This is a genomic window from Litchfieldella qijiaojingensis, from assembly GCF_014651875.1.
Lineage (GTDB): Bacteria > Pseudomonadota > Gammaproteobacteria > Pseudomonadales > Halomonadaceae > Litchfieldella > Litchfieldella qijiaojingensis.
This window is the reverse complement of the sequence record NZ_BMXS01000043.1, coordinates 1-15,074: the sequence shown is the minus strand read 5'-3', so window position 1 is coordinate 15,074 and position 15,074 is coordinate 1. Positions and strand designations below refer to the sequence as shown.

Annotated in this window: 14 protein-coding genes and 2 pseudogenes; 2 read left to right on the top strand and 14 right to left on the bottom strand. The window is 50.3% G+C overall.

The annotated features are described in order from the left end of the window. The first annotated feature begins 86 nt into the window (after nt 1-86). A complete protein-coding gene (istB, locus tag IE093_RS21790) occupies nt 87-893 on the top strand; it encodes an IS21-like element helper ATPase IstB (protein WP_189472974.1) in 807 nt (268 codons plus the stop codon). 55 nt (nt 894-948) lie between these two features. Here istB and IE093_RS21785 read toward each other — a convergent pair. The 14 genes and pseudogenes from IE093_RS21785 to IE093_RS22965 all read right to left on the bottom strand — a co-directional run. After that, nucleotides 949-1,848 (bottom strand): annotated as a pseudogene (locus IE093_RS21785) (IS1182 family transposase); the annotation flags it as partial. 172 nt (nt 1,849-2,020) lie between these two features. Next, nucleotides 2,021-2,671, bottom strand: a complete 651-nt coding sequence (locus IE093_RS21780) for a DUF4145 domain-containing protein (protein ID WP_189472973.1) — start codon at nt 2,669-2,671, stop codon at nt 2,021-2,023. 48 nt (nt 2,672-2,719) lie between these two features. Beyond that, entirely contained in the window at nt 2,720-3,862 is a 1,143-nt protein-coding gene (locus tag IE093_RS21775; RefSeq protein WP_189472971.1) for a COG3904 family protein, read from the bottom strand. 831 nt (nt 3,863-4,693) lie between these two features. Beyond that, entirely contained in the window at nt 4,694-4,954 is a 261-nt protein-coding gene (locus IE093_RS21770) for a hypothetical protein (RefSeq protein WP_189472969.1), read from the bottom strand. A gap of 251 nt (nt 4,955-5,205) precedes the next feature. Then, complete coding sequence (locus tag IE093_RS21765) at nt 5,206-5,607, bottom strand: hypothetical protein (protein WP_189472968.1); 402 nt, start codon at nt 5,605-5,607, stop codon at nt 5,206-5,208. 125 nt (nt 5,608-5,732) lie between these two features. Further along, nucleotides 5,733-6,909: pseudogene (locus IE093_RS21760) on the bottom strand (IS3 family transposase). An 84-nt stretch (nt 6,910-6,993) separates the two neighbouring features. Further along, nucleotides 6,994-7,662, bottom strand: coding sequence for a hypothetical protein (locus tag IE093_RS21755; RefSeq protein ID WP_189472966.1), 669 nt, complete (start codon nt 7,660-7,662; stop codon nt 6,994-6,996). Nucleotides 7,663-7,695: 33 nt separating this feature from the next. Continuing rightward, nucleotides 7,696-8,181, bottom strand: coding sequence for a hypothetical protein (locus tag IE093_RS21750; protein WP_189472964.1), 486 nt, complete (start codon nt 8,179-8,181; stop codon nt 7,696-7,698). A 116-nt stretch (nt 8,182-8,297) separates the two neighbouring features. Next, nucleotides 8,298-8,570 carry a hypothetical protein gene (locus IE093_RS21745; protein WP_189472963.1) on the bottom strand — a complete coding sequence of 91 codons (273 nt, stop codon included), beginning with the start codon at nt 8,568-8,570 and terminating at the stop codon, nt 8,298-8,300. Between the two features lie 335 nt (nt 8,571-8,905). After that, a complete protein-coding gene (locus IE093_RS21740) occupies nt 8,906-10,348 on the bottom strand; it encodes an argonaute/piwi family protein (protein WP_189472961.1) in 1,443 nt (480 codons plus the stop codon). Continuing rightward, entirely contained in the window at nt 10,338-11,759 is a 1,422-nt protein-coding gene (locus IE093_RS21735) for an SMEK domain-containing protein (RefSeq protein ID WP_189472959.1), read from the bottom strand. Before IE093_RS21735 ends, IE093_RS21740 begins: the two co-directional genes overlap by 11 nt. Nucleotides 11,760-12,070: 311 nt before the next feature. Continuing rightward, nucleotides 12,071-12,559, bottom strand: coding sequence for a hypothetical protein (locus IE093_RS21730; protein WP_189472957.1), 489 nt, complete (start codon nt 12,557-12,559; stop codon nt 12,071-12,073). Between the two features lie 383 nt (nt 12,560-12,942). Next, nucleotides 12,943-13,845: a hypothetical protein gene (locus IE093_RS21725; RefSeq protein ID WP_189472955.1), complete on the bottom strand. Its 903-nt coding sequence runs from the start codon at nt 13,843-13,845 to the stop codon at nt 12,943-12,945. Further along, nucleotides 13,842-14,501 (bottom strand): TauD/TfdA family dioxygenase, encoded by a 660-nt coding sequence (locus IE093_RS22965; protein ID WP_189472954.1) that lies wholly within the window; start codon nt 14,499-14,501, stop codon nt 13,842-13,844. Before IE093_RS22965 ends, IE093_RS21725 begins: the two co-directional genes overlap by 4 nt. Nucleotides 14,502-14,685: 184 nt before the next feature. Between IE093_RS22965 and IE093_RS21715 the strand changes: the two genes are divergently transcribed. After that, nucleotides 14,686-15,074: helix-turn-helix domain-containing protein (locus IE093_RS21715; protein WP_189472952.1), on the top strand; the 389-nt coding region annotated here is incomplete at its 3' end.

The following is a 15,074-nucleotide window of genomic DNA, read 5'->3' as shown; positions in this document are numbered from 1 at the left end:
CGCAGCGTGCCCGAGCACCACGCCGCGCTGTGGCAGCAGACCCTGGCCGTTCAACAGCGTGACCTGCGGGTCTACGAGGAGGTGCTGTGATGGCCCTGGAACAGCTCCTCAGCCGCCTGAAGATGGAGCACCTCCAGGCCGCGCTCGACAGCCTCTGCGAGCATGCCAGCCAGCAGGACCTGAACTACCGCGAGTTCCTCGAACAGGCCTTGGCCCAGGAGTGGGGCGGGCGCCACCAGAAGGGCCTGGAATCGCGGCTGAAACAGGCGCGGCTGCCGTGGATCAAGACCCTCGAGCAGTTCGACTTCAGCTTCCAGCCCAGCATCGACCACAAGATCGTGCGCGACCTGGCCGGCCTGGGCTTCGTCGAGCGCGGTGAGAACGTGGTGCTGCTCGGCCCGCCGGGTGTCGGGAAAACGCATCTGGCCGTGGCCTTGGGCGTCAAAGCCGCCGAAGCCGGTCATCGGGTACTGTTCATGACCCTGGATCGGCTGGTGAGCACCCTGGTGCGCTCCCGCCAAGAGAACCGCCTGGACCGGCAGCTCCAGCAACTGAGCTACCCCAGGGTGCTGATCCTCGACGAGATGGGCTACCTGCCAATGACGCGTGAGGAGGCCAGCCTGTTCTTTCGGCTGATCAATCGGCGCTACGAGCGGGCCAGCACCATCCTGACCTCGAACAAGTCGTTCATGGACTGGGGCGAGATCTTCGGCGACCAAGTCATCGCCACGGCGATCCTGGATCGGCTGCTGCACCACTCGACGACCCTGAACATCAAGGGCGAGAGCTACCGGCTGAAGGACAAGCGCCGAGCCGGTCTGGTAACGACGCCCACTGCGAAGGAGGACGACACCTCACACACCCCTGAAGCTGTTCCGATGAAAGAGCACTGATGAAAACCGGACAATCTGAATTGATGAAAAACGGACAACCTTCAGTGACGTTGACAAAGTAGCCGCGATCAGCCACAACATTGAGATCGCTGATGCCCGAGGCATCACGCGCCCGCTTGGCCATCCGGGAGAGTTGGCCACGATCACTGCCGACGTTGGTGACCTCATGGGCGATGATCAAGTGATGCCGGCTATCGACGGCTGTCTGCACATTGTACCCCACCACCCCAGTGCCTCTCGTCGTCATGGAGCGAGCATCGGGGTCTGTCAACGACACCTGCTGGTCGGGTGCCTGGGTTCTTTGGATTTCAATCGCTTGCAGTTGCTGCACCTCTTCCGTGAGGGCTGTGATCTTGTCCTTCAGATGAGCGGTTTGCGTTTCCGTGACAGCAGGGGCTCCCTGGTCAGCCGAGTCGAGCTGGCGTAGATAGTGTTCGATGCTCTTCTCGATCTCTTCTGCGCGCCGTGTCATCTTGGCGAAGGTAAAATTGCGGTCTCGATTGTTGACCGCTTTGAACTTGCTACCGTCGATGGCCACGATCGCTTGTGAGAAGAGCCCCAGGCGCCGGCACAGCACAACAAAGTCTCGACAGGTGTCGCGGATCGCCTTGCCATTGTTCTTACGGAAATCAGCAATCGTCTTGAAATCCGGTGTCAGGCGTTCCGTCAGCCACATCAGTTCGATGTTGCGCTGCGCCTCGCGCTCCAGGCGGCGGCTGGATTGGACGCGATTGAGATAACCGTAGAGGTAGATTTTCAGGAGAACAGCGGGGTGATACGCGGGACGACCGGTGGTATGGAGATCGACACCCTTGAACCCCAGTTGTCTGAGGTCGAGGGACTCGACGAAGGCCTCGATAGCCCGGACTGGGTTGTCTTCTGTGACGAAATCATCAAGGAACTCTGGGAACAACGTGGCCTGAGACCGGGACTCACCTGAAACGAAGCGCTTCATCGGCACCTCCACGAGCTGTCACGGGTTGAGTATAGTGGGAGCCACGTTTTCACACAGCCTCGGCCAAGAGCGGACATTCAAGGCAAACTGATGTATGAATAAGTCCGAGATAACCGCAAAACCTATAGCACGGAGCGCAGAAGAATCTGTTGGGTTCACTTAGCTGAACCGGCTATTTCTTTTTTCTGGGTGGCACTGCGTCGACCGCTCCTTTTAGTTTCGACCCCAGTAGGTCCTGATGCAGCAATAATTCGACTAATTCCAATACAGCCACGACTGCGTCCGGTTCTGGATGAAACCCACGGTGAGCAGCAGCACTTCCCGCTTCTATGGCTGGCTCCACAAGTTCAAGCTGAGCGGCAGACAAGTAGCCATGTTCAGCCAGCTTCTTCAACTTGCTTGTGAAACCACCTTGATCACCAACCTTTCCTACCATGTACACGTCCAACAGCGCACGCAAACCCATCATGGCCAGCGTGAACGCTTCGCCGTGCAACGCCCGGTAGATTTCACCTAGCAGCCGTTCCTCAGTGGCCGGCAAGCTCCTATGCCACGGCGGCAACTGGCGCGAGACCAACGGCGGATGCCATGACGTATGGCATTCCCAGCTTTCGCCCGGTTCCATGTCCGTGTGCCAGAATCGCCGCCGAAACACGATGTGTTCGCAGCCATCACATTTCAGCACCGTATAAACAACGCCAGAGGACGCGATGGCCCGCCCTAGATCGTCGAGATCGTCGTGGGATTCGGTGTTAGTCTCAAACTCGACCGAGTGGGTAGTGGTGCCGAGGCAACGACTGCAATGTATCTTTTCTTTGTTCACGTTCCTTATCCTAAGGCGGAATATAGCTAAACAGACAATCTCCCAATATTATTTGAGCGCCGCACGAATATAAGATGCATACTCACTTGGCGCCAAATAACTATCTAGTCTAACGTCGCTAAGTGCATTTGGCAATTCCGCATACAGGTGCATTGAGTGGATAACCTCTGGGGATGTTGAGAAAATCGAAGGCAAGACAATCAGCGCAGAAATGGAGCCATCTTGCTCCAAAGTCCAATTTACATTACGGTATTCATAACGTGTGTCATTAATCTCCAGTCTCAAAATGGGTCCATCGGAGTCAATATATGCATACCATAGTCTATCATAAATACTGGCTGATGATTCGGCTGGAAAAATAGAGAATCTAAGGGATGGCCCATCAATTCCATTGAATATGTAGGCGAGAAGCGAGACGCGTGTTATTATCTCCCTGTCCCAACTCTCTTGTTGATAGATCATTACAGCGATTCTACCACTGGGGGTGTGAATCAAACTCCAATCCGCGTTATAAATAGAGTCACTAGATGATATCACGCCAAAAGCTATTAAGTCGTCTTTATCTAGCCATGTCATTTCATTGGGAGGGGTTAGAGATGCGATATCAAGCAAGCGTCTTGAAACCCCCATTTGGTCGAAATACATGCCAATAACAGTCATTCCTATCTGAGCAGTAGATTCCGTGCCAATATCGGATCTGAATTGATGCACCCCGAGCAGTTCGTGATCCCCAATGGCTTCTCTTCCGTAACCGCCAAGAAAAGCGAGCGCACAGGCTGAAGAGCATACCGCATCTTCAATCCACGGACCCTCTACCCACCTATCTTCTTCGGGCAAGTGTCGAACGCTCCAATAGCTATCTGATATGCAGGTTGATATCTGAAGGCTCCTTATTATATAGCCAAGCTCCACCCCTCCTCTGACACTACCACCCGGACTATCGAAACAAATGGTCAAAGTGTCGTATTTTTCCCTATGCCCCGTCTCTTTAATTAAGAAATTTTCAAATTTTGTTGGTGTGTCGTCGGTTATATGGCCACGCGCCATTATTCGAGGCATGCAGAATGCGGCATTTCCAGAACAAGGAGAGTAAATCTCAAACTGCATTTCATCATAGGCGATTGCTATAGCTGGAAGGGTGAGGATAAGTTGCAGAGAAAGAGAAGCACACAACAACCATTTGGCTTTCATTTTTATTACCCTGCGTTCCAAAGATCAATTAAATTTTGGCACAACCTGAAATGAGGCGCAACTTCACCTAAATCTCAATACATTCGACTATTCTTGATTAAATCTTCATGGCGAGATAAGAGCATCCACTTTCTTGCCACTTCCCAATCACTCCCTGCCACTAACCATTTACTACTCCTTGAGCCAGAGCCATGTAGTCTGAGCAGCCCAACGTTCCGCCACGAAAGTGGATGTCCATTATTATTTATTCTGTTGCCACTAAATTCTTGAGATGATCTTGATACTACTTGTAGTGAGAATCTCGGCCCGTTGAACGTTGCCTCCACTCCAGTAGTCGTGCGCCTTCGACGTGAAGGTGCTCAAGTTCTCCTGTTGAGCAAAATCGAGGTGAGTCAAGCAACCTCGGTGTAGTGGGGCAGTCTCATCAGTTAGCGTCACCTCGTAAACCATATCCAGTGAGCGGCCGGAGCTACTGAGGAAATCCCGGAGCTGGACCTCGGAATCGCAAAGAAAGATACCATCTAGTCTGCCCGGTTTGTCAGGATAGTATGCAGTCCGCACCTGCTCGAGTACTTCCTCTCGAAAAAGAACCCAAGGATTCCCAAACCCCGCCGTGTTGTACATGCGCACTATCCGCCCCCAGTTGCCCGGCTCCACGACCGAGCTAGGTGCCAAAGGATAGGAGCAGGCAAAGAAATAAGTCGTCACGCTAAAGCCTCTGGTGGCTCATTATGGTCTAACACTCAGTTAAGCGTCGTGATCGTTCTGGCGCTTGGGTTGCGTAAGCAAGCAAAGTGAAAGGTTGCCACGTCCGCTTCAACTTCATGTTAGCTACCGGCCCAGCAGAGCTGTGGCCACGAGATATACCAGATAGACATAGATCAAAAACGACACCAGGCCCCTAAAGTTATTTGCAAGGCCAGCAGCGGTAACAACTGCCTTGTATTCATCGTTCTCAACACTACCGTCAATCATCAGGTAGCGCGATAGAGCGTCGTCAAATTCCTCAGCTGCGTCGCTTCGATTCATCCATTCTCCGATCAGAGAGAACAAATGTCGTCTGACACGGAAATCGCCGAAGTCTTCTGCCATTTTGTTCTTGCTCACCGTAAGCCAGATCAAACTGAGGATCACGGCCGTGAAAGCCTAGAAGCTGTCTTTTGCGGTCAGCACCAGGAACACAACGATACTGCCAGCTTGGACGGCGGCCGGGATCAATTCCATCGCAATGGCCGTAGAGTCAAATTTCATTGGGTCCGGCACGGGCACCTCCCAAAGGCAGCTAACTCCTCGGTTCAGCCGTGCGCGTAGCGCATCGGCTGTAACCGATTGTTATGTTCTGCCTAGTCGAAATTGTAAAAGTCGGTACCACCGATGCTCTGGGTGGTTCCGCTAGTCCCATCACTGAAGTTGTGAAACGTGGTACCGCCGATGCTCCGCGATGTGCCGGACGTTCCATCATTGTAGTTATGGAAAGTGGTGCCACCGATGTTCTGAGATGTTCCAGAATAACCATCACCATAATTGTGAAATGTAGTTCCACCAATTGACTGTGATGTGCCACTTGTACCGTCACTAAAGTTGTGAAATGTCGTGCCTCCGATGGTTTGCGAGGTTCCGGAAGTACCGTCAGAACAATTGTAGAACGTAGTGCCTCCAATAGTATTGGCTGTGCAACTCGCATGAACAGGTGACATAACCAACGTTCCAAACGCCGAAGCAAGAATGAGTATGAGTTTTTTCATAGCGACCTCCTGCGTCATCGGTGATGACTCAAATTTTATCGGCATAACGCCGAAGCTCAGCCGACGGCAAGCCGCGCAGCAGTTTGACGGTGATGCTCCCCCAAAAAAATGGACACGCTCTATTCTCACATGACGGCCTCAAACTCTCGCGGAGTCTGATAGCCAAGGCTACCGTGTAGCCTCTGGGTGTTGTAGAACCTATCGATGTAATCCCTTATATGTTTTCGCAATTGGCGGACGGTCACAAAGCTGGTGGCGTGTAACAGTTCACCCTTCAACGTCTTGAAGAAGGACTCAACCTCGGCATTGTCGGTACATTGGCCTGGGCGGTTCATGCTGTGGCGTACTTGGTGGCGCTGTAGCAATGCCTGGGTTTTGCGTGCGCGGTATTCAATGCCACGATCCGTGTGCAGCAACAGTCCTGGTGCCGGTTGCCGAGAGGTGAATGCCTGTCCCAGCACTCCCCGGGATAAATCGCCATCCAGGCGTTCCGCCAGTTGCCAGCCAATCACCCGGCGCGAAAACAGGTCCAGTACTACCGCTAGATACACCCAACGTCGCCCCAGCCTGATATAGGTGACATCACTGCTCCACTGCTGATTGATACCGACCGGCTTCGCTTCCGCCAAGCGGTGATTGGGGAGGGCCTTCAACTCCTCTCGGCGTTTGAGCAAACGGCGATACACGCGACTCACACGAGCTTTCATGCCCCATTTCCGCATCAGCCTCGCGATCCGGTTTTCACCGGCCGCAATCCCTTCACGTCGGAGCGCCTGGTAAACCTTGGGGCTACCATAGCGGTGATGGCTAGCGGTGCAGATGCGGTGAATGTGGCCCAGCAGCTCCGCATTTTGCACCGCTCGCTGGCTGGGCTTGCGGTGCAACACGCATAGTAGCCCGACCGAGAGACCTTCAGATGACGGCACAGCGCCTTTACGGAGTATCGTTGCCGGTGTTTCCAGACGAACCGGAAGGCTTCCTGCGTGCCTCCGCCTGGAAACGTTGCCACTTTTTTAGGATGTCGTTCTCCTCTTCCAGCTCGGCAACTCGGCGCTTAAGATGGTGGATCTCATCCTGTTCTTGCAGCTGTTTCTTGGCGTCTGGCGGTGCCTTCGGCTTGCTCATGGCAAATTTCCCTTCCCGGTATTCCTTGCGCCAGCGTGACAGCATGAAGGGGTGGATATCCAGCGCTTCGGCTACGCCTTTGACACTCCGGTGAGGCTGATGGCTCCACTGGACTGCCTTGACCTTGAATTCATCCGAATACTTTTGGGTCTTCTTCCCCGTGTTCATGGCCGGCATCGTTCACCTCCACAGCGGTTAGCGATGCGTGTCCACTGAAGTGGGGGAAGTCCACATCGCACTGAAGCGTGATGTTAGCCATTTTCATTCCTGATCACTCATCGCCCTCAACACCGCATCCATACCACGGATAAGTTGAGCAGACACCTGCTTCCAAGCCGTCTTCGCCGCTTTATCTCCAGAGGAATAACCCCACATATTTGACTCTCTGTGCTCGGCAACGAAGGGAACGGTAAAAGCGGTGTTCGATGCTCCGCGATTGTCTTGAATTTCTAAGTCTACCCAGGCCGCACCGTTCCACCATCCTTCACCGCTGAAGGAAGTTGCAAAAACGGATGAACTTCCTGCTGCGGTTCCAACAACTGGCTCCCATGGAGCTGTTGCCGATAATTGCGCGGATTGGACGGCATTGGCATAGGCGGCGGAAGAGATAAGTCTACTACCAAATGATGCACCGAGAGTGACTAGCCTGATGCGGACGGCCACTCGACCAGAGGGGACTTCCTCAAAATACGGCACCCATTCAAGATTAGATCCATAGATGCGGGTGAGGTCTGTTTTTAGGACCTCAATTGCTTCTTCCTGTGATGAGATGTTGCTTCTTCCATCAAAGACGGAAGCCATGATCGGGCTTTGAAGATTCAGCCCCTCTCTCGCTGCAGCTTCGATGGTTGGAGCGGTAGTACGCTCCGTGGCGCAGCCAGCAAAACTCATCGCCAGCGCGAAAGTGAGAAGAACTGAAAACCTTACCATACCCCCTCCCAGAAGATGGTTAACATCTCAGAATCATACCGCTGCATTATCAGTTGGGTCGTGATTTCGAAAGAATGTAGACCACACGTCAACGACGTGCTCAGCGAATTTTAGCGCGGTGTATTTGCCGCCATTCCACGAGACGATGATGCTCCACTCGCCTTGCCCGTAGACTCCCACGCCGTAACGACCCTTACTGTAGCCACTGGAGGCATCGGCATGCTCCACCATAGGCTCGTACCGATTAATAACAAAGTGCTTGCTACCGTTTGCGAGATCACGGCACGCGCGCAACCATTGATCGCTTTGCACGAGTTTCTCGCACTCCTGCTTCGCTAGGCTTGAGACCGCCGGATCATTCTTAACCCAATCGACTAAAGAATTCGCGGTGACCACAAAATTGAAGAACGCGTCTGGCGTGACCTTGCTACTGAGAACCGCTCGGTCTCGATCCACCTTGCGAAACAGGTCGAGTGCCGAGTCGAGTCCAATGGGCATGCGTTTGCCAACATTCGACATGTGGAACATGCCTCCCTATGTCATTGTTCACGTGCGAGCGGAATAATGCAGAACTGATGCGCGCAAACTATGCGAGCGTCGTCTCAATCGTAGAGTTATAACCATACGGTGTGAAATCAAGGTAATGGCGTGTCTACCACCTGTGTTCGAACACACACTTTGTGTACTTGATGGCTACCATTGATTTGCCACAGCATGTGCTCCACACTCGTAACCTTCAGCATGTCAACTTTGTTCGCCAGATTTAGACTTTTCGGATTAATGTAATCGCCCACGGCGATAGCCACGAACGGCGTATCGCTATCGTAAGCCGCTGCAACGCAGCTATCATCGTTTGGCTCATAAACCTCAAGTGTATAACTTGTCGGAAGGTTTTTTTGTTTAGTCACGTAATTTCTCCACTTGGTTATATTAGAGATTATACTGCGCGCTCTATGATTGGGTTAACGTGCCGGCGCGTTCGAGTCAACAACTGAGTTAGACTTTCGCACATAACCCACTGTTCCTGCTTAAAATTATAGCTTGACAGCATGACACAGATAAACGTACCAGCGGCATAACCCGGAGTCAGTTTTCGGTCTTCAGCTGCAAAATACTATTCATCAGCATAGGCTAACATTCCTCATTCGGCCAGAACCTGACATTAAGAACATTCTGATATAATCCCGCATTCACCAGATTGTCCGCTGCAATGCTTTTCCAGCAATTTATGAATGATCAAACACTACATATAAAAGCTGTAGCTAACCTGCGGCTTCTCATTGGTCTCAATATACTTCATGATTTCTCCCACTTTCCTTGAGCATTCCAATGTTATGGGATAGCGCCCATCAAATTGTGTGTTGTTCCAATTCATTTTGGTCAGGCCTAGCACCTCTTCGCACAAGTCTTCAAGTGAGGAGTCATGTTCAAACGCTCTGATCTCCAATGGCGAAGGGACGTACATACCAGGGTATGTCTTATAAAAGTTAACCGCTCCTTTCGTATATAGAATGGCTTTACTTTCCGACAGCGACAGCAACGTCCCTCTCACGGGTGGGTACTGCTCATAACTATAGAGCCGTATCTTTGACTCCATAATGGTTACGAAATCTTTCAGCCGTATACCTTTACCTTCGATTGCTCTAGTAAATCCCAGTATTTCTTCTTCACGAAAGTTGCTTGATTTGTGAATGACTATCCTTGCAGGCATTTGCATCAATACGTGGTCGTATTCATTCAGCGCATTCACTAGTAACTCAAACGCCTGCTCTTCATTCATGTAGGGCCGCCTATCCCTCTTATCCAACTGAACTGGTGACCCTCTTAAAATAACCCCATGACCAAATTCATCGAAAACCTGCGCCAAACTGGTTGAGACTGTTTCGTAGTCACGACTCTTATAAAATCCAACCCCTACATAGCATGTTTTTGGTTTATGAGCTTCTTCCATCAACCGCCAAGGAATCGTTTTGTTTCCCTTGTAGTACAGGGCTGTACAAAAATTCCATGCTCTTGTTGCATCATCCTGCTGCCCCTTATTACCAGTACCGAGGGACAATGATTTCTCCAATACAAGCTGCAATGGCTTTCCAAGGTGCATCGTTTTGGCTTTTAGGAGACGACGAAAATTGTGTTCTAGCGAGCTCTTGGCGCCATTTTCTTCAGCACCACCATCATAATCTTCAGGGTTGTCATCCTTGGCATTTTCCTTGGTCAGCGCATCAAACATGTCATTGGGAATGACGCAGATAATGACATCTACCGGGCGATGTTCTGCGAGAAATCGAATTTGATCAAAGTATAGGTCCACACACATTTTTACCCGCCGTTCCCGGGATTCCATCTTCAAAGTTTTGTTTAACTCTGACTTCTGTATTGTCCTTGTGAGCGTAGGTCCATATAAAAATTTGGCAAAGAATCCGTGATGCTGACTGAACCCACCGAATCCCCTGAATAGATTTGAGTATTTAGACTCCTTGCCTTCTATCCCCTCTTGACATTTCGCAATCCAGAGATCTAACAGGTCAACACCTTCGCCACGCCCCACAATACCCAACCTCAGCTCACTCTGTCGGAACTGATCGTTTTTGTCGTAAACGCCAAGGGTCTCAATACCAGCTTTAGGGCATATGTGAACACCATTGGCAAACTCCAATTTTGGCTCTTCGAGAATCTTAATTTGCATTGACATCTTCCTCATCCAACGATTTCTCCAGCTCCTCATTTTCTTCAAGAGAAATATTGGAAAGGCACTGAAACTCAACCAAATCACCAAAACTGATCAAGTCTGTTTCATTATATTTGTTTGCGAGGAAATACCCGATAAACCTGACTTGATCTCTAACAGAATGGTTGTGTTCAAGTCGCTTTTGCTTTGAGAGGAGATCGTCATGGAAGCGATTTCTTTTATACAGATTCCATGTGAAATACCAGCTTGGAGTAATAGTGGCATACCATTGCGAATCCACATCTAAAAAAGAAATTTCAAATGATAGATGCTTAAAAAATGCCACTTTACTTGGATCTTTTGTCTGGTATTTCCGCTCGTAAACCCTTCTTCTTGCCAGCTTCTTACCTATCCATTCCTCCCTTCTTTGGTCAGAGCTCTGTTCATCTGGCAGGAAGTAAAACTGATTTTGATACTTACTCCAGTTAACATTAAAGGCTATTAGTTGATCTCGGAGAGTATCCTTCATGAGGTACTTAAACAGATTTTGATACTCCAACAACTCATGCTGAGAAATATCCTCTGTCATCAGCTCTTCGATACTGCCGATGTCCACTATGGATCTGAAGGCTGATTCTTTCTCCATGTCATAAAATGAAAATATACGGTTCTCATGGAGAACCCATCCATGGCAATCGAGACCAGCAAGCTGTAGTGCAAACCTTACGAGAAGATGCTTATTCGGATGCTTTCCTTTGTAGTTGAAATCACGCCTTGCAGCTGCCACTGTACTTTCTTCGTCGATGCATAGCTCTGCTACGTACAAAACACTGGGAGGTGTAACCTTAATCAAATTGGAAACCAAAATATACGGAGCGTTTTCTGGAGAGTTAAGCTCTTTCACAGAAGCCTCTACATCACCAAGGATCGCCCGAAACTCCTGCAGCATCCGCTCTTGAGCTGGCAGGCGTAGACCTGTGATTGCGGCCAGTATATCGCCTGGATCGATGATATGTTCTTTTGCATCAAAGAGAAAATCACCCTCGACCACTTTATCAATCGCATCTTGCGAGTAACTTTTCTGCTTGGCTCTCAACGTAAAAATATAGAGCTCATCAAAAGCATTTTTGTAATTGCGCTTCTTGAACTGCTCTAAGGTGGACTTAACCTTTTCAATGTCCGTGGAGGATGTTACCTGAAAGGCAACGCGGTCCTGTTCATCTCCAAGATCAATACCAGGAAAGTTCTTATGCTTTCTATTCAAATTTGTCAGATTCGGGCATTGATAAACTTCTTTCAAAATTGGAATCCAAGCATCTTCCGAAATCAGGTTTACATCCAGTCTTCCCTGATTAGTCGCCAGATCAATTTCGATTATCAGTCTACTGATAACCTCCCGTAACTGATTTTCGATCTCGACTTGTTTCACTAATGACATCCCATTTCTGATTTACTCTATGCATGGCAAGTTGCTAACAGTGATTAGACTGCGGCGATCTATGATAGGCTTATCGCGTCGACAGCTTTCGCCGACTTGTCCACTTTGGGGCATCAGCTTCAGGCCGTTCGCATCAGCATAGCCTAAACTTCCTCATCCGGCCAGAAGCGGTCTTTCAGCGAGAGCTGATATAACGTTTCGCTCAGCCAACGCGTCTGCGTTCGGCTGAAGTGACTTGTTATACGCTTTTGCTTCCTCTTCGCTTGGTGACCGCGTCGTATGTAACGATACAGGCCTCCATGTTATTCATGTCTGCCTCTATCCCCCATTCTGCCTTGCGTTGTCAGACAAAAGTACGCACAGCTTATGAGATAAACTTGGCGGTAGTCCATTTCTTCCCTAACCTCATCCTGATCTTCTCTCAGTGGGAGAATGCTTTTTAGCCTTTCAGTCCAATCTCTTACAGGACTTTCGTTGAAAGAAGCCTCGAAAGGATGGTGAGCGAAGTGATTTCTAATCTTGCGTATGTAATTGAGGGTCTCTCCAGTATCTCGAGTAATGAAGCCATATGCTTGTGCAACGGCAATTCTTTGCGAGAAGGTCGAAAGTGGCCCATTAGTATTAAATAATTCTTCGGCGAGTGATTTGTCGGTCATCTTGTGACGAAGGTAGTTACCAAGGACATTTTCTACATAAGAACCAGAAAGCACGGCCGCACCACGATCCGATTCCGAGTGGAAGAGGGTTACTATGTCATTATGTTGGTCACGGTTAATTTGTTTCGGCTTCATACAGGCATCTTTGCATAATAATAGTTAGACTGCAGACTCTGATATTGGCTGCACATACACTCGCATTCAAGTCAATGGACGCGCAAGCCTGATCCCACTAAGGCATTGTTTTGCATGGCAGCTGATAATGCCTCGCCAGCCTATCTCCAATAAACGTGCGTGCAGCACTTCCTGAGAGGTCCTCTTTAGGTCGTCAATTGCCGCACCTTTGCATCAGGGTAGCCTAAATTTCACCATCCGGCCAGGATCGGACTTTCAGCGGAAGCTGATATAGCGCCCTCGTTCAGGTGCGTTTGAGGCTATGTGCAGCCTTGCGACAGCAAGTGTGCGCAACGGGTCAAACGTCACCTGCAATGTGTTGTTGGGCGGCACCTTCCTCTTACCTACATATTGTCGTATTCGAGAAAATGCTCTGGCTCGTATAGCTCATGGAGACTAGTAGAGCGTGTCTCGATAAAGTGGGTATCCAAGGTAGTGTGCGCGATTTCTTCCGTCCCCTTTAAGTGCAGTCCACATGCAGAACACTTAAAGTCTGACGCAAGAAACTGAACGTCCACTAACAGTTCTTCATCCTCGTATTTCTCTTGGAATTCCTTCACTTGGCTTCCGGAAAGCGTTCCATTGCTTCCACATACTGGGCACTCACGCATTACTTCGCCCCAGCCAAGGTGCACCGTTGCAGATAGCGCAGCCTGAACAAGTGCCGCTTGTTCCTGCGAAGACTTTTCCTCCCAGACCTTTGCATGTGCTGCAGATTTCGTTCTGACATTTTTCATAACCTGTTCATCAAGCGACTTAATGAGTTCGGTTGCAGCAGTAGCCGCTTCGACGCCAACAAAATCCTCCAGCGTTTTTCCTAAAAATTCATTCAGTATCGACACAGTGTCATAATAGCGCGGAAGCCATTTCACAGGTGACAAATTGTCGAAAGGCAAGTCCGCTGAGTGTAGATGCGCATTCCGTTGCAAGGCCATAAATTCGCATAGTTCGCGATGTGTCCTTTGAAAATCATCTATGATCTTTTCAAGGCGCAGGTAAACCGAATGCGCTGGCAATGATTTCGGCTTCGCGGTCACATTAAAACCGAAGCCATAAAGGACATTAACATCCTCTCGGGGATCAGCGTTTAAGGCTGGATGAACTTTGGTAAGCGCAGCCCGCGCCAAACACTCCAAGCCAAGCGCGCTGAAGAGCGCGAATTCGACAGAGGATTGTTCGTTTTCTCCCGCAATATCGGTGAAATGCTTGCCTTTTGCCCAAAGGCCCTCTGAATCCCATGAACTCATTGTATCCCTCCAACTAAGATTCGAATAAGTTTGCGATCTTGATCTGGGGCTGCCGCACGACCTCGCCCGTGAAGCATCCGCTTATTGTCGATCACGAGCAAAGAATTTGTAGCCCAAGATAGTCGCGCTGGGCTGGAACTGGAGATCAACGCGTCAATTTTGGTCTGCAACTCAGACGATTTTCGGCCAGCCGGCCGCATACAGCCAGTGTCGTAGCGCCAATTGAGGACGCCGTCGACTTCTGTTCCAACTGTGCAAAATCTCGGAAATCTATACCCAGTTTTCCACAGATCTGACCGCAGCGCGTGGTGAAACTCCGCTGTTATCGGCCACGGCCGAGTATCGATAAGTTCAGTAGGCCGATTGCCGCTTCCAGGATTATCGCAGAAAAGTAGTACAAAGTCCGCGGGGGCTCTCCAATGGGCTACGTCTGTATGGAACGGAAAAGTGCCGAGTCCGTATCTGCTCGACAAGGTGTTCGGTTTTGCACTGTCCAGCGCTTGAGGAGAAATCCGCCGATAGGGGTCTGGGCTTCTTATGTCAGCTGTAATCTCACCAAATAGCCGGGCAACTTTAGTCACCTGCGATAACTCAATTTCGCGCAGCAACACATGGCCGTGTATCTCCACCTGTTCCCGTATCGTCTGATCTAGCATTCGCGTTTCCTAGTGACAGTCCAACAGTGATTAGACCGCACGTTCTGTTTTTGGATGAACGTGCCTGAGCGTTCAAGTCAATAAAGCGCGAGCCTTACCCTCTCCAATGCGCTGTTTCTCATAAGTGACTTTACATAAGTTCTCCTGCATACTGTGCCAACATTTCCAATCAGGGATGACAAGGGTGGCCCAGCGTTTTGTTGCTCCTCTCACCGACGAGGAATTGGAAGTCCTGACAGCAGCCTATCACCATGGCGAGAAGCGCGCCTTGCGTCGTCGTGCCCACGCCATCTTGCTCAGCCATCAGGGGTACACCATCAATCAGATCAGAGACATCCTGCAAGTGACACGCGATACCATCTCGATCTGGTTCAAGAACTGGGAGACCGCTGGCCTTTCCACTCTGGTGGACAAGCCTCGGTGCGGCCGCCCGTCCATTCTGGATGCTCAGGACGTCGATCGGTTGCAGGATCTCGTGCAGCAACATCCTCACCAGCTTCGGACGTTGCAAGCCCGGTTGCAGGAAGACACTGGCAAGCGCTTCAGTGCGGCGACTCTGCGGCGAGCACTGAA

Excerpts from the sequence above, each read along its gene's own strand:
- IE093_RS21775 (WP_189472971.1), bottom strand. The coding sequence starts at position 3,862 with ATGAAAGCCAAATGGTTGTTGTGTGCTTCTCTTTCTCTGCAACTTATC.
- IE093_RS21770 (WP_189472969.1), bottom strand. The coding sequence starts at position 4,954 with ATGGCAGAAGACTTCGGCGATTTCCGTGTCAGACGACATTTGTTCTCT.
- IE093_RS21765 (WP_189472968.1), bottom strand. The coding sequence starts at position 5,607 with ATGAAAAAACTCATACTCATTCTTGCTTCGGCGTTTGGAACGTTGGTT.
- IE093_RS21755 (WP_189472966.1), bottom strand. The coding sequence starts at position 7,662 with ATGGTAAGGTTTTCAGTTCTTCTCACTTTCGCGCTGGCGATGAGTTTT.
- IE093_RS21750 (WP_189472964.1), bottom strand. The coding sequence starts at position 8,181 with ATGTCGAATGTTGGCAAACGCATGCCCATTGGACTCGACTCGGCACTC.
- IE093_RS21740 (WP_189472961.1), bottom strand. The coding sequence starts at position 10,348 with ATGCAAATTAAGATTCTCGAAGAGCCAAAATTGGAGTTTGCCAATGGT.
- IE093_RS21730 (WP_189472957.1), bottom strand. The coding sequence starts at position 12,559 with ATGAAGCCGAAACAAATTAACCGTGACCAACATAATGACATAGTAACC.
- IE093_RS21725 (WP_189472955.1), bottom strand. The coding sequence starts at position 13,845 with ATGAGTTCATGGGATTCAGAGGGCCTTTGGGCAAAAGGCAAGCATTTC.
- IE093_RS22965 (WP_189472954.1), bottom strand. The coding sequence starts at position 14,501 with ATGCTAGATCAGACGATACGGGAACAGGTGGAGATACACGGCCATGTG.